The 21,125-nt window shown below is 71.0% G+C and carries 25 protein-coding genes; 9 read left to right on the forward strand and 16 right to left on the reverse strand.

Annotation, left to right across the window (positions count from 1 at the left end; all coding sequences use genetic code 11):
* Positions 1-11 precede the first annotated feature (11 nt).
* The 6 genes from secD to Q7L65_RS09990 all read right to left on the reverse strand — a co-directional run bounded on the left by secD (position 12) and on the right by Q7L65_RS09990 (position 6,498).
* Positions 12-2,978: a protein translocase subunit SecD gene (secD, locus tag Q7L65_RS09965; protein WP_304720820.1), complete on the reverse strand. Its 2,967-nt coding sequence runs from the start codon at positions 2,976-2,978 to the stop codon at positions 12-14.
* Positions 2,979-2,990: 12 nt separating this feature from the next.
* Complete coding sequence (locus tag Q7L65_RS09970; RefSeq protein ID WP_304720822.1) at positions 2,991-3,440, reverse strand: PAS domain-containing protein; 450 nt, start codon at positions 3,438-3,440, stop codon at positions 2,991-2,993.
* Between the two features lie 139 nt (positions 3,441-3,579).
* Entirely contained in the window at positions 3,580-4,602 is a 1,023-nt protein-coding gene (gene ruvB / locus Q7L65_RS09975) for a Holliday junction branch migration DNA helicase RuvB (RefSeq protein WP_304720824.1), read from the reverse strand.
* Positions 4,599-5,192, reverse strand: coding sequence for a Holliday junction branch migration protein RuvA (gene ruvA / locus Q7L65_RS09980; protein ID WP_304720827.1), 594 nt, complete (start codon positions 5,190-5,192; stop codon positions 4,599-4,601). The genes ruvB and ruvA overlap by 4 nt, the downstream gene beginning before the upstream one ends.
* Positions 5,189-5,683, reverse strand: coding sequence for a crossover junction endodeoxyribonuclease RuvC (ruvC, locus tag Q7L65_RS09985; RefSeq protein WP_304720829.1), 495 nt, complete (start codon positions 5,681-5,683; stop codon positions 5,189-5,191). Before ruvC ends, ruvA begins: the two co-directional genes overlap by 4 nt.
* Before the next feature lie 65 nt (positions 5,684-5,748).
* Positions 5,749-6,498: a YebC/PmpR family DNA-binding transcriptional regulator gene (locus Q7L65_RS09990; protein ID WP_304720830.1), complete on the reverse strand. Its 750-nt coding sequence runs from the start codon at positions 6,496-6,498 to the stop codon at positions 5,749-5,751.
* A gap of 40 nt (positions 6,499-6,538) precedes the next feature.
* Here Q7L65_RS09990 and Q7L65_RS09995 point away from each other — a divergent pair, with 40 nt between their 5' ends.
* The gene (locus Q7L65_RS09995) at positions 6,539-6,934 is read left to right on the forward strand and encodes a plastocyanin/azurin family copper-binding protein (protein WP_304720832.1); all 396 of its coding nucleotides are present in this window, start codon (positions 6,539-6,541) and stop codon (positions 6,932-6,934) included.
* Here Q7L65_RS09995 and Q7L65_RS10000 read toward each other — a convergent pair.
* On the reverse strand, positions 6,927-7,922 hold the full coding sequence (locus Q7L65_RS10000) for an NAD-dependent epimerase/dehydratase family protein (RefSeq protein ID WP_304720834.1): 996 nt from the start codon (positions 7,920-7,922) through the stop codon (positions 6,927-6,929). The two genes, Q7L65_RS09995 and Q7L65_RS10000, sit on opposite strands and share 8 nt — an antisense overlap.
* Entirely contained in the window at positions 7,895-8,647 is a 753-nt protein-coding gene (locus tag Q7L65_RS10005) for a sugar phosphate nucleotidyltransferase (protein WP_304720835.1), read from the reverse strand. The genes Q7L65_RS10000 and Q7L65_RS10005 overlap by 28 nt, the downstream gene beginning before the upstream one ends.
* Before the next feature lie 57 nt (positions 8,648-8,704).
* On the opposite strand from Q7L65_RS10005, the gene Q7L65_RS10010 reads away from it, so the two are divergent.
* Genes Q7L65_RS10010 through Q7L65_RS10020 form a run of 3 tightly spaced genes read left to right on the forward strand, consistent with a single transcriptional unit; the run spans position 8,705 to position 11,911 of the window.
* Positions 8,705-10,075 (forward strand): phosphomannomutase/phosphoglucomutase, encoded by a 1,371-nt coding sequence (locus Q7L65_RS10010; protein WP_304720836.1) that lies wholly within the window; start codon positions 8,705-8,707, stop codon positions 10,073-10,075.
* An 8-nt stretch (positions 10,076-10,083) separates the two neighbouring features.
* Positions 10,084-11,157 (forward strand): MBL fold metallo-hydrolase, encoded by a 1,074-nt coding sequence (locus tag Q7L65_RS10015; RefSeq protein ID WP_304720837.1) that lies wholly within the window; start codon positions 10,084-10,086, stop codon positions 11,155-11,157.
* Between the two features lie 10 nt (positions 11,158-11,167).
* Positions 11,168-11,911, forward strand: coding sequence for a class I SAM-dependent methyltransferase (locus Q7L65_RS10020; RefSeq protein WP_304720838.1), 744 nt, complete (start codon positions 11,168-11,170; stop codon positions 11,909-11,911).
* Between the two features lie 79 nt (positions 11,912-11,990).
* On the opposite strand, the gene Q7L65_RS10025 is transcribed toward Q7L65_RS10020, so the two are convergent.
* The 4 genes from Q7L65_RS10025 to Q7L65_RS10040 all read right to left on the reverse strand — a co-directional run bounded on the left by Q7L65_RS10025 (position 11,991) and on the right by Q7L65_RS10040 (position 14,665).
* Complete coding sequence (locus Q7L65_RS10025) at positions 11,991-12,695, reverse strand: TIGR00730 family Rossman fold protein (protein WP_304720839.1); 705 nt, start codon at positions 12,693-12,695, stop codon at positions 11,991-11,993.
* Positions 12,683-13,477 carry an ATP-binding protein gene (locus Q7L65_RS10030; protein ID WP_304720841.1) on the reverse strand — a complete coding sequence of 265 codons (795 nt, stop codon included), beginning with the start codon at positions 13,475-13,477 and terminating at the stop codon, positions 12,683-12,685. Before Q7L65_RS10030 ends, Q7L65_RS10025 begins: the two co-directional genes overlap by 13 nt.
* Before the next feature lie 92 nt (positions 13,478-13,569).
* Complete coding sequence (locus tag Q7L65_RS10035; protein WP_370552537.1) at positions 13,570-14,334, reverse strand: winged helix-turn-helix transcriptional regulator; 765 nt, start codon at positions 14,332-14,334, stop codon at positions 13,570-13,572.
* A complete protein-coding gene (locus Q7L65_RS10040; protein ID WP_304720842.1) occupies positions 14,264-14,665 on the reverse strand; it encodes a hypothetical protein in 402 nt (133 codons plus the stop codon). Before Q7L65_RS10040 ends, Q7L65_RS10035 begins: the two co-directional genes overlap by 71 nt.
* Between Q7L65_RS10040 and Q7L65_RS10045 the strand changes: the two genes are divergently transcribed.
* The 4 genes from Q7L65_RS10045 (at position 14,664) to Q7L65_RS10060 (ending at position 17,667) form a co-directional block, all read left to right on the forward strand.
* Entirely contained in the window at positions 14,664-15,206 is a 543-nt protein-coding gene (locus Q7L65_RS10045) for a TetR/AcrR family transcriptional regulator (protein WP_304720844.1), read from the forward strand. The genes Q7L65_RS10040 and Q7L65_RS10045 overlap by 2 nt on opposite strands.
* Positions 15,207-15,305: 99 nt before the next feature.
* Complete coding sequence (locus Q7L65_RS10050) at positions 15,306-15,965, forward strand: TetR/AcrR family transcriptional regulator (RefSeq protein ID WP_304720846.1); 660 nt, start codon at positions 15,306-15,308, stop codon at positions 15,963-15,965.
* A gap of 81 nt (positions 15,966-16,046) precedes the next feature.
* A complete protein-coding gene (locus Q7L65_RS10055; RefSeq protein ID WP_304720847.1) occupies positions 16,047-17,207 on the forward strand; it encodes a hypothetical protein in 1,161 nt (386 codons plus the stop codon).
* Between the two features lie 67 nt (positions 17,208-17,274).
* The gene (locus tag Q7L65_RS10060) at positions 17,275-17,667 is read left to right on the forward strand and encodes a hypothetical protein (protein WP_304720848.1); all 393 of its coding nucleotides are present in this window, start codon (positions 17,275-17,277) and stop codon (positions 17,665-17,667) included.
* 47 nt (positions 17,668-17,714) lie between these two features.
* On the opposite strand, the gene pdxT is transcribed toward Q7L65_RS10060, so the two are convergent.
* From pdxT to Q7L65_RS10075, 3 genes are all read right to left on the reverse strand, one after another.
* Positions 17,715-18,290 carry a pyridoxal 5'-phosphate synthase glutaminase subunit PdxT gene (gene pdxT / locus Q7L65_RS10065; RefSeq protein ID WP_304720849.1) on the reverse strand — a complete coding sequence of 192 codons (576 nt, stop codon included), beginning with the start codon at positions 18,288-18,290 and terminating at the stop codon, positions 17,715-17,717.
* Between the two features lie 7 nt (positions 18,291-18,297).
* Positions 18,298-19,182 carry a pyridoxal 5'-phosphate synthase lyase subunit PdxS gene (pdxS, locus tag Q7L65_RS10070; RefSeq protein WP_304720850.1) on the reverse strand — a complete coding sequence of 295 codons (885 nt, stop codon included), beginning with the start codon at positions 19,180-19,182 and terminating at the stop codon, positions 18,298-18,300.
* Between the two features lie 124 nt (positions 19,183-19,306).
* On the reverse strand, positions 19,307-20,194 hold the full coding sequence (locus Q7L65_RS10075) for a MurR/RpiR family transcriptional regulator (RefSeq protein WP_304720851.1): 888 nt from the start codon (positions 20,192-20,194) through the stop codon (positions 19,307-19,309).
* 108 nt (positions 20,195-20,302) lie between these two features.
* Here Q7L65_RS10075 and rfbC point away from each other — a divergent pair, with 108 nt between their 5' ends.
* Entirely contained in the window at positions 20,303-20,851 is a 549-nt protein-coding gene (rfbC, locus tag Q7L65_RS10080; RefSeq protein ID WP_304720852.1) for a dTDP-4-dehydrorhamnose 3,5-epimerase, read from the forward strand.
* A gap of 52 nt (positions 20,852-20,903) precedes the next feature.
* On the opposite strand, the gene Q7L65_RS10085 is transcribed toward rfbC, so the two are convergent.
* The gene (locus Q7L65_RS10085) at positions 20,904-21,056 is read right to left on the reverse strand and encodes a hypothetical protein (RefSeq protein ID WP_304720853.1); all 153 of its coding nucleotides are present in this window, start codon (positions 21,054-21,056) and stop codon (positions 20,904-20,906) included.
* Positions 21,057-21,125: the final 69 nt, after the last annotated feature.

Genomic DNA, 21,125 nt, shown 5'->3' on the forward strand with positions numbered 1-21,125 from the left:
ACATGCCCATATCAGCGCGGCCTCCCATGGCGGCGACGGCGGGTGGGGCCGGTTCTTCTCGGCTCCTTCAGCATCCCGTCGTTCTCAGCTTCGTCGGGCGCACGCCCGTCGGAATCGGTCGCCGGCGGTGTCGCCGGCGCTGGCGGTGTGGGCGCAGGCGGCGTCGGCGTGGCCGTCGCGCTGCGCGCGCGGCGCGGCGGTGCCGTGACCGCGCTCGGACCCGTCTCGATGTCGAGGTCGCGCTTCATCTGCTCGAACTCGTCCGCCGAGACGCCTCTTTCGGGATCGTCCGGCTGCGTCAGGCGACCGCGTCTGCGGACCTTGCGCTCCGGCTCGACGTCGATCGGGGCACCGGCCGTCGCGATCGCGTATGGCGGCACGATCCCGCCGTTCTCCTCCTTGATGCGGCGACGGCGCGCGACGTAGACCGGCTCGCGCTCCTTCCAGTGCCACAGCACCGGGCCGGCGATGAAGACCGACGAGTACGCGCCGGACAGCACGCCGACGAGCAGGGCGAAGGCGAAGTCGCGCAGCGTCTCGCCGCCGAACAGCATCAGCGCGAGGATCGGCAGGCCGGTGCACAGCGAGGTCGCCAGCGAACGCGTCAGCACCTCGGACATCGAGCGGTTGACGATCTGCGAGAAGGCGGCCCGCGGCATTCGCGGCATGTTTTCTCGGATTCGGTCGAACACGATGATCGTGTCGTAGAGCGAATAGCCCAAGACGGTGAGGAGCGCCGCGACGGTCGACGCTGTCACCTCCCGGCCCGTCAACGCGTAGATGCCGGACACGATCAGGATGTCGTGTGCCACGGCGATCAAGACCGGCACCGCGAATCTCCACTGGAAGCGGAGCGCGATGTAGGCGGAGATCACCAGCAGCGAGGCGATGATCGCGACGATCGCGTTGTTGGCGACCGTCGAGCCGAACGTCGGCCCGACCGACGAGCTGGAGAAGTTCGTCACGCCGCCGAAGTCTCTCGTCAGCGCGTCCTGGACCTGCGTGACCTGGTCCGGCTTCAACTGCTCGGTCGAGATCTGCACGACGTTCGGGCCGAGCTCTCTGTTCGAGACTCTCTGGATCGTCGCGTCGGACGCGCCGACGGCCGCCAGCGTGTCACGCACCTCGTTCTCGGTGAACGGTCTGACGAGGTTCGTCGTGATGCGCGTGCCGGAGGTGAAGTCGATGCCGAAGTTGAGGCCCTTGCCGCCGATCGCGAGCGCGCAGATCAGGAGGATCAGGCCGGACATCGAGAAGAACCAGCGCGACAGGCCCATGAAGTCGGCGGACCATCTGCGGCCCTCGCCGCTGGCGCCGAGCGCTGACGGGCGCGCGAGCACTCTCGTGCGTCCCATCGTCGTCAATATCGCCTGCGTCGCGACGACCGCGGTGAAGAGCGAGACCAGCGTGCCGACGCCGAGCGTGAAGGCGAAGCCCTTGACGCCGGCGGTTGCCAGCATGAAGAGGATGAACGCCACCATCACGGTCACGACGTTGGCGTCGATGATCGCCGTCAGGCCCTTGCGGTAGCCGGTCGAGATCGCGACCGGGATGGATCGCCCGGCTCGCGCCTCCTCTTTCACACGTTCGAAGATCACGATGTTCGCGTCTGCCGCGACGCCGATCGTGAGGATCAAGCCGGCGAGGCCGGGCAGCGTGAGCGTGATCGGGACCAGCTTGATCAGCGCGAAGAAGTAGATGCCGTAGATGACCAGCGCGACCGTCGCGATCAGGCCGAGGATCCGGTAGAAGGCGATCAGGAAGAGCGCGACGAGCGCGAGGCCGACGATGCCGGCGATCAGGCCCTCGTGCAGCGCCTGCTTGCCGAGCGTCGCGGAGACCTGCGACTGCGAGACGAGGTCGAGCCCGATCGGGAGCGCGCCGAGCTTCAGCAGGTTCGCGAGGTCCTGGGCGCTCTGGATCGTGAAGCCGCCCTCGATGATCGCGCCGTTCTCGCCGTCGATGCCGTCAGGCAGGCGGTTCGGGTCGATCGAGGCGACCGAGATCAGCTTGCCGTCGAGCGCGACGGCGAAGTGCTGGGCGACCGCGTCGGGCGTCGTGCCCGGCAGTGCGAGCCCCTGGCCGCGCTGCGAGATCTCGCGCGTGACTCTCTGGAACGCGTCCTTGCCTCTGTTGGTGAATCTGAACTCGACGTCGGGCTGCTGCGACTGGTTGAAGCCCTGGGCAGGGTCCTTGATGTCGGAGCCCGACAGCGCCACGTCGTCTCTGAGGACGTAGAAGCGCGCGGCCGGGTCGCCGGTCTCGATTCTCTCGCCCGCGTCGCTCGTCACCGACTGCAGCACGACCCAGCCCTGCGGCACCTCGACGACCTCGGAGCCGGCCGGCATCGACGTTCTGTCGATCGCCGACAGGAGGTCTCTCTCGGACTTCTCCGGACCAGCCAGATATCTGTGGTCTCTGTCGAAGAGGTAGTACGCCGTGCCGGAGCGGGAGCCCGCTCTCGCGTCCGTGTTCGGTGTCTGTCTCGCCGCCAGCTTCGTCGCGTCGTAGAGCGTCTGCCCGCGCGCGGAGCTGCCGCCGGCCTGGCTGATGCCGACCGCCGTCGTGTCTTGGGCGGAGAGCAGCGGCGCGACGAATCTGCCTTCGGGAGTGAGAACGCTCGTCTCCCAGTCGTAGAAGTACAGCTGGGCCGGCGTGCCGACCTGGTTCTTCGCGCGTTCGATGTCCTGGACGCTCGGGAGGCCGACGGAGATCTGATCGCTGCCTGCGCGCTGGATCTCCGGTTCGGCGACGCCGAGCTGGTCGACGCGGTCGCGAATGATGTCGACAGCGCGATCGATCGCCTCAGGCGTGACCGTCGGGACCTGCGGCGTCGGCTCACCCTGGTAGACGAGCTCGACGCCGCCCTCCAGGTCGAGGCCGAGCTTGGTGTCCTTTGTCGAGATGACGATCGCGGACGCTGCGAGCAGTCCGAGGACGATCAGAAGGATGAGGCCGGTGCGGCGACGTTGGGTCATTTAGTGGGGATGCTACTTGGAGGGAGTGAGCACGAGCAGCAGGCCGCCGTCGTCGTCGTAGGCTGGAAACAAGTCGGCAACAGCTTGCGCGGGAAGGTCGCCCTCCGCGTTGACCGTGACCGGTCTCCCTAGAGCGCGGACGCCCCATTCGAGCACGGTTCCGACGGGGTCGTCACCGCCCGGGAAGTCGAGTCCGAGCACCTCGCGGACAGAACGGCCGATGACCCGCTCGTCGTCGAGCCCGGTCAGTTCGAACGAACCGCGGCCGCAGCCGATCACGCGGCCTTCCCGATCGCAGACGAAGAACGCCGCGTTCGGAGCCGGGTAGTAGTCGTCGAGCAGTTCGAACAGGAAGCCGAATCCACATTTCGCACAGCCCTTCGGGACGCGGCTGAAGCCGGCGGTGCGATCGGTCTCCGACGTGCGGTTGCCGCAGTTCGGGCAGATGAAGAGATGGGCCATCGGACGCCTAGGATACGGAGGTCGGACTGAAGCGCGGGTTGCGAACCGTTCAACGGAACCTAAAGCGCATGTGGCAGGAATCCGAAGTTCAGCGGAGCGGCGCTGATCGCGCGTCGAGAAGCGTCCATCGGCCGGCGTGTCAGAAAAGCTTGACGCCGTCTGCGGGCGGCTCGATCCCCAGGTGCGACCAGGCGCGGCGAGTGGCGACGCGCCCACGCGGAGTGCGCTCGATCAGGCCCCGCTGGAGCAGGTACGGCTCGTACACGTCCTCGACCGTGTCCTGTTCCTCGCCGACGGCGACGGCGAGCGTCGAGAGCCCCACGGGGCCGCCGCCGAACATCTCGCAGATCGCGCGCAGCAGTTCGCGGTCGAGCCGATCCAGGCCCTCGTGGTCGACCTGCAGCAGGTCGAGCGCGTGGGCGGCGATCGATTCGCTCACGATGCCGTCGCCGCGCACCTCCGCGTAGTCGCGCACGCGCTTGAGCAGGCGGTTGGCGACGCGCGGCGTGCCGCGGCTGCGGGCGGCGATCGCGTGCGCGCCGGCCGCCTCGATCTCGATCCCGAGCAGCGCTGCGGAGCGCGTCACGATCTTGCCGAGGTCGTCGGGACCGTAGTGCTCCAGGCGGTGCTGGATCCCGAAGCGGTCGCGCAGCGGAGTCGTCAGCAGGCCGGCGCGGGTGGTCGCGCCGACGAGCGTGAACGGCGGCAGGTCGAGCGTCACGACGCGCGCCCCGGCCCCCTGGCCGACGGTGATCGGCAGCTGGCCGTCCTCCATCGCCGGGTAGAAGGTCTCCTCCAGCGCGCGCGGCAGGCGGTGGATCTCGTCGACGAAGAAGACCGCGCGCGGCTCCAGCGCCGTCAGGAACGCGGCGACGTCGCCCTTGCGCTCCAGCGCGGGCCCGGCGGTCTGTATGAACGGGACGCCCAGCTCCTCGGCGACGATCTGCGCCAGCGAGGTCTTGCCGAGCCCGGGCGGGCCGGCGAGCAGGACGTGGTCGAGCGCGTCGCCGCGCGCGGCGGCCGCCTCGATCGAGACGGCGAGCTGCTCGCGGACCGCCTCCTGGCCGACGAAGTCGTCGAGCCGGCGCGGGCGCAGCGAGCGCTCGACGGCGTCGTCCTCCTCCGGCAGCGCGCCCGGTGTCTGAATCCGCCCGCTCGTCATCGCCGCGACGTCCGCAGCGCGTGCGCGATCAGCTCTTCGGCGGTCTCACCGGGGGCTCTGGCGAGCAGCCTCTCGGCCTCCTCCAGCGAGAAGCCGAGGCCGAGGAGGCCTTCGCGGGCGAGCGCGCGCGGATCGTCGGGGGCGGACACCGAGATCGCGTCGTTCGGCAGCGACACGCCGGCCTTCTCGCGCAGCTCGACGATGATCCGCTCGGCCGTCCGTCTACCGATGCCGGGGACGGCCTGGAATCGTCTGGAGTCGCCGGCGGCGAGCGCTCCGAGCAGCTCGCGCGGAGAGCCGCCGGACAGCACCGCGAGCGCCACCTTCGGCCCGACCGACTGGACGCCCAGCAGCATCAGGAAGAGGTCGCGCTCCTCCTCGGTCGCGAAGCCGTACAGCTGCAGCGCGTCGTCGCGCACGATCAGGTGGCTGTGCAGCGTGACCGGCTTGCCGGCGGCGGGGACCTGCTTCAGCGTCTCGGCCGAGACCGACAGGCGATAGCCGACGCCGTTGGAGTCGACGACGACGTCTCCCCCGCTCGGCGGCGCCGGGCGACGGCCGACGACCTCGCCGCGCACGAGCGCGATCACGCCGTCACCAGTGCAGCCGCCAGCGGCGCCCGATTCGTGTGGCAGATCGCGACCGCGAGCGCGTCGGCGGCGTGGTCGGGGCGCGGCAGCTCGGCCAGCGACAGCAGCCGCTGGACCATCTGCTGCACCTGCAGCTTCTCCGCCCGCCCGCTGCCGCAGACGGCGTTCTTGATCTGCTGCGGCGTGTAGGAGCTGCACGACAGGCCGTGCTGGCCGGCGGCCAGCAGCACGACGCCGCGCGCCTGGCCGACGGCCATCGCCGACCTCGCGTTGGCGCCGAAGTAGAGGTCTTCGATCGCGATCGCGGCCGGTTCGTGCTCCGAGATCAGGTCGCTGACGCGGGCGTGGATCGTCGCGAGCCGCCGCTCCAGCGGCAGGCCCGCGGCGGTCTCGATCACCCCGCCGTCGAGCGCGATCGTGCGACCGCGGCGCAGCGCGACCACGCCGTAGCCCGTGTTCGCCGTGCCGGGGTCGATGCCGAGGACGATCATGTGTTCGTATTCTGCGCGCGGCCTCGGACGCCTCCTCGCGGGAGGCGGCTCCGGCTATCGGCCGATCAGCCAGCGATGCGCTCGAGCACGTCGGCGTCCACGTCGAAGTTCGCGTGCACTTCGCTGACGTCGTCGTTGTCGTCGAGCGCGTCGATCAGTCTCAGCAGCTTGACGGCCGCATCCTCGTCGAGGTTGACGCGCGTCTTCGGACGCTGCGTGACCTCGGCGTTCTGGATCTCGATCGAGGCCTCGTCGAGCGCCTTGCGCACGGCGGACAGGTCGGACGGCTCGGTGAGGATCTCGAAGACCTCGTCGTCCTGCTGGATGTCGAGCGCGCCGGCGTCGATCGCGACCATCAGGTCGTCCTCGCTGTATCTGTCCGCGTCGACGACGACGACGCCCTGTCTGTCGAACAGGTACGCGACGGAGCCCGGCTCGCCGAGGCTGCCGCCGTGCTTGGAGAGCATGTGGCGCACGTCGGCGCCGGTGCGGTTGCGGTTGTCCGACAGCGCCTCGATCAGCAGCGCGACGCCGCCGGGGCCGTAGCCTTCGTAGAGGATCGCCTGGATCGCGTCCGCGTCGGAGCCCTCGCCGGTGCCCTTGGCGATCGCGCGCTCGATGTTGTCCTTCGGCATCGAGGCGTCCTTCGCCTTCTGCACCGCGTTGGCGAGCGTGGCGTTCAGCTCCGGATCGCCGCCGCCCTCCCGCGCTGCGACCGTGATCGCGCGCGCGAGCTTCGTGAAGGCCGCGCCGCGTCTCGCGTCGACGATCGCCTTCTTGTGCTTGATTCCCGCCCACTTCGAATGTCCGGCCATGGCCGTGATTGTATGTGGCCGACCGACGAAAGTGATCCCCATGCAGCCTCTCCGCCCCTTCCTGCTCGTCCTCTGCGCCGGCGCTCTCGCGCTCGGCGGCTGCGGCGACGGCGGCTCTGACGCCGGATCCGGCGGCTCATCGACCGCCGCCTCCGACGCGTCGCAGCCCAGCACCAGCGCCGACGGCGGCGTCGAGGTGAAGATGGAGGGGATCGCCTACAACCCCGCCACGATCTCCGTCAGACCGGGTCAGCAGATCACCTGGGTCAACGACGACGACGTGCTGCACGACGTCGTCTCGACCGAGGGCGAGAGCATCAGATCGGAGCTGTTCGCGAAGGGCAGAACGTTCTCGTTCACGCCGACCAGAGCCGGCCTGATCCACTACGTCTGCACGATCCACCCGGGGATGGAAGGGAACATCGACGTCAGATGAGCGCGGTCGGATGGTCGCGGTACCACGCGACCGTCCGCTCCAAGCCCTCGTCGAGGCCGACCGCCGGCGCCCAGCCGGTGAGCGCGCTGAGCTTGGAGGGATCGACGTACTGCCGATCGATCTCGCCGTCCGGAGTTCCTCTCCCGCGGATGTCGGGCTTCACGTCGGTTCCGGCGATCGCGCAGATTCGTGCGACCACGTCGCGGACGGCGTGGGGCTCGCCGCCGCCGGCGTTGAACGCCTCGCCGCGACTGCGCTCGGGATCCGCGTCGAGCGCGTCGGCGAGCAGCAGGTAGGCGGCGACCGCGTCCTCGACGTAGAGGAAGTCGCGCTCGGGGGTGCCGTCGGAGCGGATCACGGGCGCGCGGCCGGCGAGCGCCGCGCCGATCGCCTCCGGCACCAGCCGTGAGCGGTTGAGGTCGCCGCCGCCGTAGAGGTTGGCGAAGCGCGTGACGGCGACCGGCAGCCCGTACGTGTGCCAGTAGGAGCGCGCGATCAGGTCGGTCGCGGCCTTGCTGACGTCGTAGGGGAAGCGCGCGTCGAGCGGATGGTCCTCGCGGTAGGGCAGCGTCGCGCTGGCGCCGTAGGCCTTGTCGGAGGCGGCGACGAGGACCCGCCCGGCACCGTGGAGCCGGCACGCCTCCAGCAGCAGCCAGGTCCCGCGCACGTTCGTCTCGAACGTCGCCAGCGGCGAGCGGTTCGCGGTCCCGACGATCGTCTGGGCGGCGAGGTGGAAGACCGTGTCGACCTCGTACTCGCCCAGCGCGCGGGCGACCAGGCCGGGATCGGTGAGGTCGCCGTGGACGACGTCGACGCGCTGCTCCAGATCGCCCAGCAGCAGCGTGCTGCGCGGCGTGCGGTCGCGCTGCAGCAGCACGACGCGGTCGCCGCGCGCGACCAGCGCACGCACGAGCCAGGCGCCGAGCAGCCCGTAGCCGCCGGTGACGAAGACCGAGCGCGTCATGCCCGGACCCCAGCGCGGACCCATGGGGGATTTCCGCTCGCCCACAGGTCGTTCAACAGGATCGCGTCCTTGTACGTGTCCATGCAGTCCCAGAACCCCTCGTGTCTGAACGCGCGCAGGCGGCCGTCCGCCGCGAGCGCCTGCAGCGGCTCGCGTTCCAAAACGCTGTCGTCCCTCAGACATTCGGCCAGCGAGGGTTCGCAGCAGAAGAAGCCGCCGTTGACCCAGTGCTCGGTGCGCGGCTTCTCGCGGAAGCCCCGCACGCGCCCGTCGGCGTCCAGTTCGGCGACACCGAACTGCAGCTCCGGGCGGACCACGGTCATCGTCGCGACGGCGCCGTCGGCCGCGTGCGCGGCGTGTGCCGCCACCAGCGCGCGCAGGTCGATGTCGGCGACGCCGTCGGCGTAGGTCGCGCAGAAGGAGGCGCCCGCCGGGACGCCGTCGGACGCCAGCAGCGCGCGCTGCAATCGCCCGCCCGTCGGGGTTTCGAGGCCAGTGTCGAGGCAGGCCACCTCGACGCCCGCGGGCCAGGCGGTGGCGCCGACGAAGCGCTCGATCAGCTCGCCCTTGTAGCCGGTGCAGAGCACGAAGCGGCGGAACCCGTGCGCGAGGTACAGCTCGATCACGTGCCAGACGATCGGCCGCCCGCCGATCTCCACGAGCGGCTTCGGGATCGACTGCGTGTGCTCCTGAAGTCGTGTACCGCGCCCTCCGCAGAGGATCACGACGGTAAGTTCGCCCGGCTCCATGGGGCGGGCATGATGTCAGAGCGCTTCCCCCGCCGCGCACCATAGGATGACCTGCAAATGCGCGAAGTCTCTCCGGACATCTTCAAGGCCTACGACATCCGTGGCCTCTACGAGCAGGACATCGATGGCGACGTGGCCGAGCTGATCGGCCGCGCGTTCGCCCACGTTCTCGCCGATCTCAGCGGGAGAAAGGTGACCTCGCTGACCGTCGCACTCGGGCGCGACATGCGCCTGACCGCCCCCGAGCTGGCCGCCCGCTACCGCGACGGCCTCGTCTCCGAGGGCGTCACCGTGATGAACGCGGGCCAGGTCGGGACCGAGATGCTCTACTGGCTCGTCGGTTCGCGTGACCTCGACGGCGGCCTGATGTGCACCGCCTCGCACAACCCGAAGGCGTACACGGGCGCCAAGCTCGTGCGAAAGGGCGCGTTGGCGCTGTCCGGTGACAGCGGGATCCAGGACATCCGGCGACTGGTCGAGACGGGCATCCCCGACTCGCTCGGCGGCGGCCGCGCGGAGACCGTGAAGATCTACGACGAGTTCCAGCAGGCGGCGCTGCAGTTCATCGACCCGAAGGCGGTCAAGCCGCTGAAGGTCGTCGTAGACGGCGGCAACGGCATGGCCGGCCCGATGGTCGGCCCGCTGCTGGAGCAGCTCGGGCTCGACCTGATCACGTCGTACTGGAGACCGGACGGGAACTTCCCCGACCACGAGCCGAACCCGCTGCTGCCGGAGAACCGCGAGTTCATCATCAGACGCGTGATCGACGAGAGAGCCGACCTCGGGATCGCCTGGGACGGCGACGCCGACCGCTGCTTCTTCATCGACGACACGGGCCGCTTCGTCGACGGCGACTTCCTGACCGCGCTGCTGGCGGAGTCGCTGCTGGCCAGAGCGCCGGGCGCGACCGTCCTCTACGACGTGCGTGCCAGCCGCGCCGTGCGCGACGTCGTGCGCACCCATCACGGCTCGGCGCTGATGAACCGCGTCGGCCACGCGTTCTTCAAGACGCGCATGCGCGAGACGGCCGCGATCTTCGGCGGCGAGGTCTCCGGCCACTACTACTTCCAGGACTTCTACTGCGCCGACTCGGGCACGATCCCGGCGCTGCTGGTGCTGGAACTGCTGTCGAAGACCGGCAAGAGAATGAGCGAGCTGCTGGAGCCGCTGCAGAGCAGATACTTCATCTCCGGCGAGATCAACTCGACCGTCTCCAACGCGGACTCGATCATGAACGCGATCGAGCGCCGCTACTCCGACGGCCGCATCCAGAAGCTCGACGGGCTCTCGGTCGACTACAGAGACTGGCACTTCAACGTGCGCGCGTCGAACACCGAGCCGCTGCTGCGGCTCAACCTCGAGTCGCTCGTGTCGGAGGCGGACATGGAACGCCGCCGCGACGAGGTGCTCGGACTGATTCGCGGTTGAGCGGCGCCATGGCCGACGGCGAAGATCAGCAGCTGACGCCGGAGCAGGCGCGCGCCGAGGCGGTGCGCGCCGGCATCCACGAGCTGCCGATCCCGACGCCGTTCGCGGTCGGGCGGGTCAACTGCTACCTGATCGAGGACGACCCGCTCACGCTCGTCGACGTCGGCCCGAACTCCGGCAAGGCGCTTGACGAGCTGGAGCAGGCGCTGGCGCAGCGCGGCCACCGCGTCGAGGATCTCGAGCTGATCGTGCTGACGCACCAGCACCTCGACCACATCGGGCTCGTCGACGTGCTCGTGCGCCGCTCCGGCGCCGACGTCGCCGCGCTGGACCGGCTGGCCGGCTACCTCGCCGACTATCGCGGTGCCGCCGAGTTGGACGACGAGTTCGCCGTCGCGCTGATGAACCGCCACGGGATCCCCGCCGACGTCGTGCAGGCGCTGCGGGCCGTGTCCGCGGCCTTCCGCGGCTGGGGCAGCGCCGTGACGGTGACGCGGCCGCTCGCCGACGGCTCGGCGCTGAGACTGCGCGACCGCACGCTGCAGGTGCAGCACCGCCCCGGCCACAGCCCGTCGGACACGCTCTTCTGGGACGCCGAGCGCGCGCTGCTGCTCGGCGGCGACCACCTGATCAAGCGGATCTCCTCCAACCCGCTCGTCTCGCGCCCGCTGCCGCTGCCCGGCGAGCAGCCGAGCCTGGAGCGGCCCGAGGCGCTGCGCGACTACATGGCGTCGCTGGAGCGCACGCGGGCGCTGCCGGCGCGGATCGTGCTCGCCGGTCACGGCGACCCGGTCACCGAGCACGTCGCGCTGATCGACGAGCGCGCCGCGATGACGACCCGCCGCGAGCGCAAGATCCTCGGCCTGCTGCAGGAGCGGCCGCTGACCGCGTACGAGATCGCGCAGCGGATGTGGGGCAACGTCGCGGTGACGCAGGCGTTCCTGACGCTCTCCGAGGTGCTCGGTCATCTCGACCTGCTGCGCCACGCCGGCAGCGTGCACGAGCTCGAGTCCGACGGCGTCGTGCGCTTCGAGGCGTCCGGAAGCTCCCAAACCGGCGCACGCACCACCGCCCCGCTGTAGCGTCAACCACGTGATCGCGGACTCCCCCGACGCGATGCACGGCGTGCTCGCCTGCGCCTGGTGCGAGCGGCCGCTGCATGTCGCCGTTGCCACGCCGAGCACGGTCCGGCGCTGCCCGGACTGCGGCTCGCGGACGGACGCCTGGCCCGCGCCCGAGGAGCTTGCGACGCTGCTCTCCCCCGCCTGCGGCGACGCCTCCACGACGCGTCGCTGCACGGTCGCGGAGCAGCTGCGCCGGCGCGCGCGGCGGCGGATGGCGCACCGCGTCGCGCGGATGGCGCCGCCCGGCCCCGTGCTCGACGTCGGCAGCGGCGACGGCACGCTGCTCGACGCGCTGCGCGAGTCCGGCCGCGTCGCGACGGGGATCGGTCGCACCTCGACGCGCACCGACGTCGACGACGTCGACATCACCGAGCTCGGCGGCCGCTACGCCGCGATCGTCTTCTGGCAGTCGCTCGGCCGCGTGCCGGCCCCGCGCGCCGCCCTGGAGCACGCCGCCGCGCTGCTGAAGCCCGAGGGCCTCTTGACCGTCGCCCAGCCCGCGGCCGGGTTGCCGACCCTGACGGAGCGGCTGCGCGGCATGAGCGGCTCCGAGGCCACGCGTGCGCAGCGCGTGCGGATCCCGCAGCGGGCGCTGGTCGAGCGGCTGAACGCGCTCGGCCTCGAAGTGCTGCACGCCGACCGTGCCGGTGGCGCCGGCGGCTGGACCGCGACGCTGTTGGGCGGCGTCGTGTCGGTCGAGGCGCGGCGTTAGCGCGACGCGCGCGGCCTGCGCGGCCGCGCACGCGCCACAGCCGGCGCGACGACCGTTGGCGGTCGCTCGCGCGGCGCGGCTACGACGGCCCGCAGGCCGCTTCGACGATCTCGACCGCGGCGGCCGCGCTGTCGACCAGCACGAACCGCTCCATGTCCTCCGGCGAGATCTTGCCGCTGGCGAGCACGCGGTCGCGCAGCCAGTCGATCAGCGGCGCCCAGAAATCCGCGCCGACGAGCACGACCGGGAAGCTGCGGATCTTGCGCGTCTGGATCAGCGTCAGCGCCTCGAACAGCTCGTCGAGCGTGCCGAACCCGCCGGGCAGGACGACGAACGCGCGGGAGTAGCGCACGAACATCACCTTGCGCGTGAAGAAGTAGTGGAAGTTGAGCGGCAGGTCGAGGTGCGGGTTCTGCCCGGTCTCGAACGGCAGGTCGATCGTCAGCCCGATCGACATCGCACCGCCTTCTTGTGCACCGCGGTTGGCCGCCTCCATCGCACCGGGTCCGCCGCCCGTGATGACGGCGAAGCCGACCTCGCCGAGGCGCCGGCCCAGCTCGCGCGCGAGCGCGTACTCGGGATCGTCCTCCGGCGTGCGGGCCGAGCCGAAGACCGCGACCCCGTCGTGTATGTCGGAGAGCGCGGCGAAGCCCATCTCCAGCTCGCGCCGCATCCGCTCGACGCGCGAGGGATCGGTCGCGGCCTCGAGCTGCTGGTCGAGCAGGTCCTGGTCGGGCGTCCAGTCGTGCGGGCGCTGCCTGCGGCGGTCCTTCACGACTCCCACGCGTGGGCGCGGTACTCGACCCGGCGCGCGTCTGCCCCCATCAGCAGCTGCGGGTCGCCGCACATCTCGACGAGCCGCGAGAAGTTGCGCATCGTGATGTGTCTCGCCAGCCACGACGGGTCGAACTTGTCCGACCCCTCCTCGGCGTCGCCGGTCAGGTCGCACGTGAAGACGATCGACTTCTCGTTCTCGTAGCGCCCGTTGATGATGTTGTAGAGCTGCTCCAGCACCCAGTCGGTCGGCCGCGCGACGGCGAGGTCCTCGATGTGCAGCAGCTCGACGTTCGTGAGCCGGTCGATCAGGTCCAGTGTGCTGCCGGACTCGTCGTCGCCGTACGTGCGGCGGATCTCGTCGAGCAGGCGCGGACCGGTGTAGATCGCGGTCGAGCGCCCGGCGGCCAGCGCGTGCTGGGAGATCAGGTAGGCGAGGTGGCTCTTGCCGGTGCCGGGGCTGCCGAGGAACCACATCCCCTCGCCTCTGTCGAGCATCTCGCCGACGCGGTCGCAGTAGCGTCTGACCGCGCGCACGACGTCCGGCGCGGTGCGCGCGATCGACGGGATCGGCTCGCGCTCGAAGCCGACGTTGCGGAAGCGCTTGGGCACCTCGCGCGAGAGCCGTCTCGCGCGCCGGCGCTGCAGCTGCTCAGGCCAGCAGCGGCAGCGGTAGGTCTCGTTGGCCGCGTCGTCGACGATCATGCCGCTGCCGTCGCAGAGGTCGTACGCGCACGGCTTCAGGGGTTTTGCGGCGGCGCTGCTCGCGCCGTGGGCAGGTTCGAACGCCACCCGCCCAGTGTAGGGCGACGCGCGGCGCGGAGGACGCCCCAAAGGCCTCCGCGCCGCCGCCCTTCCCCCGGGCACGGCCGCCCCCACGACCGTTACTGCAACTCTGCGCTCGGAGCCTGGAAGCTCGTCAGGAAGACGCGTGCCAGTTGCGGGTCGCCGCTGATCCGCAGGCCCGCGCTGGTCTGGTCGGGCCCGAACGCGCGCGCCCAGCCGCCCGGGGTCGCCTTGATGACGGCGTCCGCATGTCGCGCGGGTCTGTGCGAGACGGCGGCCTCGCCCGCGTTGAGCGCGAGCGTGTAGAGGTCGAGCGCGACCTCTAGCTCGTCCTCGACGATCAGCTCGACCTCCCCGTCGACGCCGTCGGGCGCGTCGACGACGCAGCCGGCGAGTCGGAACAGGGCCGTCACGTCGACCCACTCGTCCGGGCTCGGCGGCGTCCAGGCCCACCGCAGCGCCCAGCGCACGACGGGCGCCAGGATCGCGAGCAGGTCGCGGCCGGCGTCGGTCAGGTCGAACTCGACGCGCGGCGGGACCTCGGCGAAGCGCTCGCGCGTGATCAACTCCTCCGCGGCCATTCTGTTGAGGCGCTGCTCCAGCGCCCCGGTCGACAGGCCCGGAAACGCGCGCTGGAGCTCGGACAGGCGCTTCGGCCCGAATGCGAGCTCGCGCACGATCAACAACATCCAACGGTCACCGATCACGCCCAGGGCGCGGGCGTCGGGCGACCACTGTCGACGACGTCTGATGCCCGACAGATCGCATGGCTGCACGGCTGATCCCCTCTCGTCAGCTGTTCGCGAATGCTGGCCTCGCTGGTCGCGAGCGCGGCGGTTCGAGACGGTCTTCGCAGCTTGCACCCCCAAGCTTGCCGAGACCGGTGGCGAACACCAGCTTCAACTGGAAACTTACATGACTATTTTCGCGATGTCCAGCCGGTGCGGGGAACCCCGTACAGGCGAAAATCGCGATCAGCACGGCGTGCAACGGTGCCCCGGCCGGGTGTTTGCTCAAGAACTCCTGTTCAATCAAGCGTGCGTCGACCGGAATCGATTGGCTATTGTAAACGTGCTCGTATTCCGGGCTCTGATCGATGATGAACGGGAACGCCGAAACCGCGAACGGCGACGGCGAGCGGTCGCCGCGCCAAGCCATCCCTCTCTCGCAGCGGGAGCGGCTGCTCGTCGGCATGGCGAAGACCGTCTCGGCGCAGGGCTACGCGGCCACGTCCGTCGCCGACGTGCTGCGCGAGGCGCGCATCTCGCGGCGCACGTTCTACGAGAGATTCGCGGACAAGGAGGACTGCTTCCTCGCCGCCTACGACGCGATCGTCGCGCGCTGCGACGCGCACGTCGTCGGGGCCTTTCACGCCGCCGACAGCTGGCGCGAGGGGATCGAGGACGGGCTGGCGGCGCTGCTGCGCGTGCTCGCGCGCGAGCCCGAGTTCGCCCGCTTGGCCGTCGTCGAGGTGCTGGCGGCGGGGCCGCGCGGGCTGACGCGCCGCGACACGACGATGCAGCGCTTCGCGACGTTCGTGCAGGTCGCGCGCGCACAGGCGCCCGACGCGCCCGCGCCGCCCTCTGAGCTGGTCGCGCAGGCGATCGTCGGCGGCATCTACGAGCTGCTCTACTCGCACATCGTCAGAGGCGAGGCCGAGCGCCTGCCCCAGCTCAGCGACGAGATGCTGCACTTCGCCTTCATGCTGCTGGGCACGCCGCGCCACCAGCTCTGAGGCGCGACGGAGAGCGCCGCTGCGCCAGGTCCGGATCACGCCAACGTTGTGTTAGCTTGCACCCTCTGCACGTGCATCGGGTCAGGTGAAAGAACAAGGATGGACTGGACACCGGCCCAGCTCCCCAGCGGGCGTCATGGACTGCCACGGGAGTACGTGGTCAACTCACAGCGGTCGCGCCTGCTCGGCGCGGCGGTGCTGATCGCGGGCGCAGAGGGCTACGCCGGCATGACCGTCAGCGCGGTGATCGGCAAGGCCGGCGTCTCGCGCAAGACCTTCTACGAGTTCTTCCAGGACCGTGAGGACATCTTCCTCGCGGCCTTCGACCAGCTCCTGGAACAGGCGCTCGCGGGCGCCCGCGCCGCCTACGACGAGGGCGGCACGTGGCCCGAGCGGCTGCAGCGGGTGCTGGCCGACGGCCTCGCCGCGCTCGCCGCGCACCCGCACGAGACGAGACTCGGCTTCGTCGAGGTGCTCGCCGCGGGCCCGCGGGCGCTGCAGCGCCGCGACGCGGCGATGCAGGCGTTCATGCAGTTCCTCTCCCCCGGCTACGAGGCGGCGCCGGACGGCGTGCCGATACCGCCGCTGATGCCGGAGGCGATCGTCGGCGCGGTCTACGAGATCGTCTACGCGCGCGTGCTGCAGGAGCGCACGGCCGAGCTGCCGCAGTTGCTGGGGCAGCTGATGTTCTGCACGCTGGCGCCGTTCATCGGCCCTGTCGCGGCCGTCGAGCAGGCGGAGGCCGCTGGCACGAGGTAGCGAAGGTCCGCGCACTGGACATCTGGAGCGCGCGCGGTCAGGATTCATACAAGGGGCGGCGAAGCAGCACAGGGGAAGGTCATGTCGACGGCGCAGTTGACGGCAGCAGACGGGGCGTTGGACAGCGGTGACGTCGCCGCGACATTCGGCAGGGCGTTGCGCGACCGCGCCCGTGGAAGGGCCGTCGGCGCGTGCGCGGCGTGGGCAGAGCTGGAACGGGCGGCGCGCGCCTCCGGCGAGGAGCACCTCGCGATCCAGGCGGCGGCCGAGCGCTCGCTGACGTTGACGTGGATGGGCGCGCTGTCGGGCGCCGGCATCCTCTGCGAGCAGCTGCTGGAGGAGCTGGCGCAGCTGGAGCACGAGCACGAGCCCGGAGCGTTCGCGCCCCCGCCGCTGGCGCTGCGCACGATCCACGGCTGGGGCGGCGCCTGGTTCTCCGTCAGCGGCTTGCACCGGCTGCGGGCCGAGCAGCTGCGCCGGGCGGGCGACTACGCCGGCGCGCTGGAGGAGCTGGACGAGGCGAGCCGCCGCGCGGACCAGCGCCCGGCGCATGCGCTGCCGCTGTGGGGGCGCGTGATCCTGTCGGAGTCGCTGCGGCTGGCGGGCGACTGCGAGGGCGCCTACGAGGTCGCGCAGCTGGCGGCGCAGCGGGCGCGCGGACGCGCCGAGCACCCGTGGGTCGGCGTGACCGCCAACCGCGCGGCCGCGCGGGCGCTGCTGGCGCTCGGCGACAGCGACGCGGCGCTCGTGCGCTTCCAGGCGATGGCCGAGCATCCGGACCATCACCACGCCGACGGCGGCATCGCCTGCGACCTCGGCATTGGCGAGGCGCTGCGGCGCCAGTCGAAGCTGGCGCGTGCGCAGGAGCACCTGGAACGCGCCAGCGCGGTCGCGCTGCGGCACGGGCACGTCGTCGGCTGGATCCACGCGCAGCTGAGCCTCGCCGAGCTGGCGCGCGAGCGCGGCGACGACGCGCGCGAGATCGCGGCGCGCCTGGACGAGGTGCGCCACCGGCTGCTGCTGGCGGAGCATCCCTGGCTGCGGCTGCGGACGTTCGCGCTCGCGGCGCTGAGCGCGGAGGGCGCGCTCGCGGAGCGGCTGCTCGACCTCGCGGAGGAGGAGTTGCCGCGCTTTCACCGCCGCAGCTGCGACCTGGAGCTGGAGCGCGACCTCGTTGAACGTTGCCGCGTCGCGGTCGATGACAGGGACACGATGCCCCCGATCCCGCTCGACTTCCTGTGAGTGGCCACGCGCCAAACGGACCCCGTCGGGCTGTGCATGTGGTTTCGGAAACGGGTACACATAGATCATGGCAACGGCGCTGAAGCTGACCCTCGTTCTCTTGTTGATCGGGTCGCTGCTGGTCGCCTACCTGGCTCCGCCGCCCGCGAGACAGGTGGACATGCGCGTGCGCGGGCTGCTCGTCGGGCTCGGACTGCTCTGCTATGGCGTCGCGGCGATGGCGCTCACGACCGGCTCGGTCCTGGCCGGCGTGTTGTCGCTGATGGTCGCCAGCGAGCTGGTCTGCGCGGCCGGCTGGCTCGGCCGCGGCGACTCGCCGGGGACCGACGAGGACGAAGGCGGTGGCGGTGGCGGAGGCGGAGGCCGCGGCCCCAAGCCTCCCCCGCTCGACTGGGACTGGGACGCGTTCGAGCAGTCGTTCCGGCGCTACGCGCGCGAGCGCGACCGCCAGCCGATCTGACTCCGTGGTCGCGCGGCGGCCGCGCGGGCGCCGTCTGCGCGCGCCGGCTAACCCGCCCGCGCGGCTGACGCGCTCGCGATCAGCCCCAGGAAGCGCTCGTGCAGCCGCGGTTCGCCGCCCAGCTCGGGGTGGAACGAGATCGCCAGCAGATTGCCCTGCTGGACCGCGATCGGATGGCCGTCGACCGCCGCCAGCACCTCGACGTCGTCGCCGTGCTCGGCGACCCACGGCGCGCGGATGAAGACGGCGCGCACCGGCGGGCCGTCGATTCCCTCGATCCGCAGGTCCTCCTCGAACGAATGGACCTGACGGCCGAACGCGTTGCGCGTCGCCAGCACGTCCATGATCCCGAGGTGGTCGCGGTCGAGCATGATCAGCCCGGCGCAGGTGCCGAAGACCGGGTGGCCGGCGCGCGCGTAGGCGCGCAGCGGCTCGCCGAGCCCCTCGCGCTCGATGCCGAGCGTCATCGTCGTCGACTCGCCGCCGGGGATCACGAGGCCGTCGAGCCCGTGGAGGTCCGCGGGCACGCGGACCTCGCGCACCTCGGCGCCCAGCTCCCGCAGCATCTTCCCGTGCGCGGCGAAGTCGCCTTGCAGCGCAAGGACGCCGACCAGGGCGCTCATCCGCGCGCTACCAGCCGCGCTGCGAGAGGAGCTGCTCGGTCTCCAGCTTCGACGTCTCGAGGCTGAACATCGCCTGGCCGAGGCCGGTCGAGGCGGCCGCGACGCGCTCGGCGTCGGCGAAGTGCGTCGTCGCCTCGACGATCGCGCGGGCGCGGTGCTCGGGGTTCTCGGACTTGAAGATGCCCGAGCCGACGAACGTGCCCTCGGCGCCGAGCTGCATCATCAGCGAGGCGTCGGCCGGCGTCGCGATCCCGCCGGCACAGAACAGCACGACCGGCAGCTTGCCGTCCGCGGCGACCTTGCGCACGAGGTCCAGCGGCGACTGCAGATCCTTCGCGGCGGTCGCCAGCTCGGCGTCGTCGAGACCCTGCAGGCGCTTGATCTCGCCCTTGATCTTGCGCATGTGACGGACGGCCTCGACGATGTCGCCGGTGCCGGCCTCGCCCTTGGAGCGGATCATCGCCGCGCCCTCGCCGATCCGCCGCAGCGCCTCGCCGAGGTTCGTCGCGCCGCAGACGAACGGGACCTTGAAGCTCCACTTGTCGATGTGATGCGCCTCGTCGGCGGGCGTCAGCACCTCGGACTCGTCGATGTAGTCGACCTCGAGCGCCTCGAGCACCTGCGCCTCGGCGAAGTGGCCGATCCGCGCCTTCGCCATCACGGGGATCGTGACGGCCTCCTGGATGCCCTTGATCATCTCGGGATCGGACATGCGCGCGACGCCGCCGTCGCGGCGGATGTCGGACGGCACGCGCTCGAGCGCCATGACGGCGACGGCTCCCGCCGCCTCGGCGACTCTCGCCTGCTCGGGGGTGACCACGTCCATGATCACGCCGCCCTTGAGCATCTCGGCAAGACCGGCCTTGACAGTGAAAGTTGCTTCGTCGCGCATTGGTCGGAATATAGCTGTGACACGGCTGTGAACGCGGCCTGGCGGCGTCCAACGCTGCTGAGCGGGACGCACCGCGATGGAGCATCGCGGCGGCGCCGAGCGCTGACGGGGCGCCCGGCGGGTCCTACTTCAGGCGGTAGGCCTTGATGCGCATGTCGTACTGCTGCGCGTCGCGCGAGTAGACGCCGTACGCGAGCGCCTGGATCAACGACAGCAGCGCCGTGTGCGAGCGCACGTAGGCGGGGCTGTTGGAGGAGTAGTACAGGCGGATGCGCGCGAGCCGGGCGACCTCGGAGAGGGTCGCGTCGGTGATCGCGATCGTCGGCGATCTGCGGTGGCGCGCGAGCTTCATCGTGCGCGCGATCAGCGGATGCGGGCGACCGGCCGAGAGGCCGATCACGAGCGTCGTCTCGTCGATCCGCGAGAGCCGGCCGAGCGCCTCCTGCGAGGGACTCGCGACGACCTCCGCGCGGATGTCGAGCAGCGACAGCAGGTGGCGCAGGTAGCTGGCGAAGAAGGCCATCTGGTCGGTGCCGGCGATCAGCACCTTGCCGGCCGTCGCGATCGCCTCGATCGCCGCCTCGACCTCGCTGCGCGACAGCTTGCGAGCGGTCTCCTCGACGTTGACGTGGTCGGTCGCGAGGGCCGTCTCGTACTCGGTCTGGTCGAGCGAGAAGAGCGGTGTCGCAGCGACCGCATCGGGCGTTGCCGCGGCGCCTCCCGCCGGCCGCCGCCGGTATTCGTCGCGCGCCGCCTGCTGCAGCTCCGGGAAGCCCTCGAAGCCGAGCGCCTGCGAGAAGCGCACGACCGTGCTCGAGGACGTCGAAGCGCGGCGGGCGAGCTCCTCGGCCGTCTGGAAGGCGGCCTCGTCGAGGTGGTCGACGATGTACTGCGCGACGTCCTTCTGGGAGCGCGAGAACTCGTCGAAGCGGGCGGTGATGTAGTCGGACAGCGCCTGGTGGCCGTGCGGCGGCGGCGGCGCAGTGGGAGTCGTGGCGGTGGCTCGCTTCATAGGCAGCGAAGGTTTCGACGCGACCGCGGCCGCTCCTGCACGATGCGCTTGCGGATCGTCGTCGCGCAGGCGCCGAGCGCCCGTCTCAACCTCTAGTCTCCGGGCGCGATGCAGACGATCCCCACCAACCTCTCGGGCCTGCGGCTGCTGGAGCCGCGCGTCTTCGGAGACCACCGCGGCTTCTTCGCCGAGACGTACCGCGCCGACACCTGGACGGAGGCCGGCGTCGATGTCGAGTTCGTGCAGGACAACCACTCGCGCTCGCACCGCGGGACGCTGCGCGGGATGCACTTCCAGACCGCCCCCGGGCAGGCGAAGCTCGTGCGCTGCGCGCGCGGCGCGATCGTCGACGTCGTCGTCGACCTGCGCAGAACGTCGCCGACGTTCGGGCAGTGGGAGGCGTTCGAGCTGAACGACGAGACGATGCGCCAGCTGTTCGTGCCGGTCGGCTTCGCGCACGGCTTCTGCGTGACCAGCGAGGTCGCCGACGTCGCCTACAAGTGCTCCAGCTACTACGACGGCGCGACCGAGGCCGGGATCGCCTACGACGACCCGGAGGTCGGGATCGTCTGGCCGCAGGACGTCGAGCCGATCGTCTCCGAGCGCGACGCGGACGCGCCGCGGCTCTCAGACGTCGCTGCGACGCTGCCCTTCTGAGCGAAGGGCAGCGAGGGGGTCCTCAGGGGCCCCGGTACGGACTCGGGGGCGGTCAGCCCTCGAGCGAGCCGTTGCGCAGCTCTGCGTTCTCGGCGCGCTCGCCCGCGACGCCCGCGACGGCGTAGGCGATCAGGACGTTCGCGACGACGCCGATCCCGAGGAACGTGATCAGCAGGCAGATCGTGAAGCTGGCGGCTGTGGACAACCCGAACGTAAGCACGTGCAGGAGCTTATCTCAGGATTCGGCGCGCGTGCGCCGCGGCGGACGCCAGCC

The sequence above is a fragment of the Conexibacter sp. CPCC 206217 genome (genome assembly GCF_030646165.1).
GTDB lineage: Bacteria > Actinomycetota > Thermoleophilia > Solirubrobacterales > Solirubrobacteraceae > Conexibacter.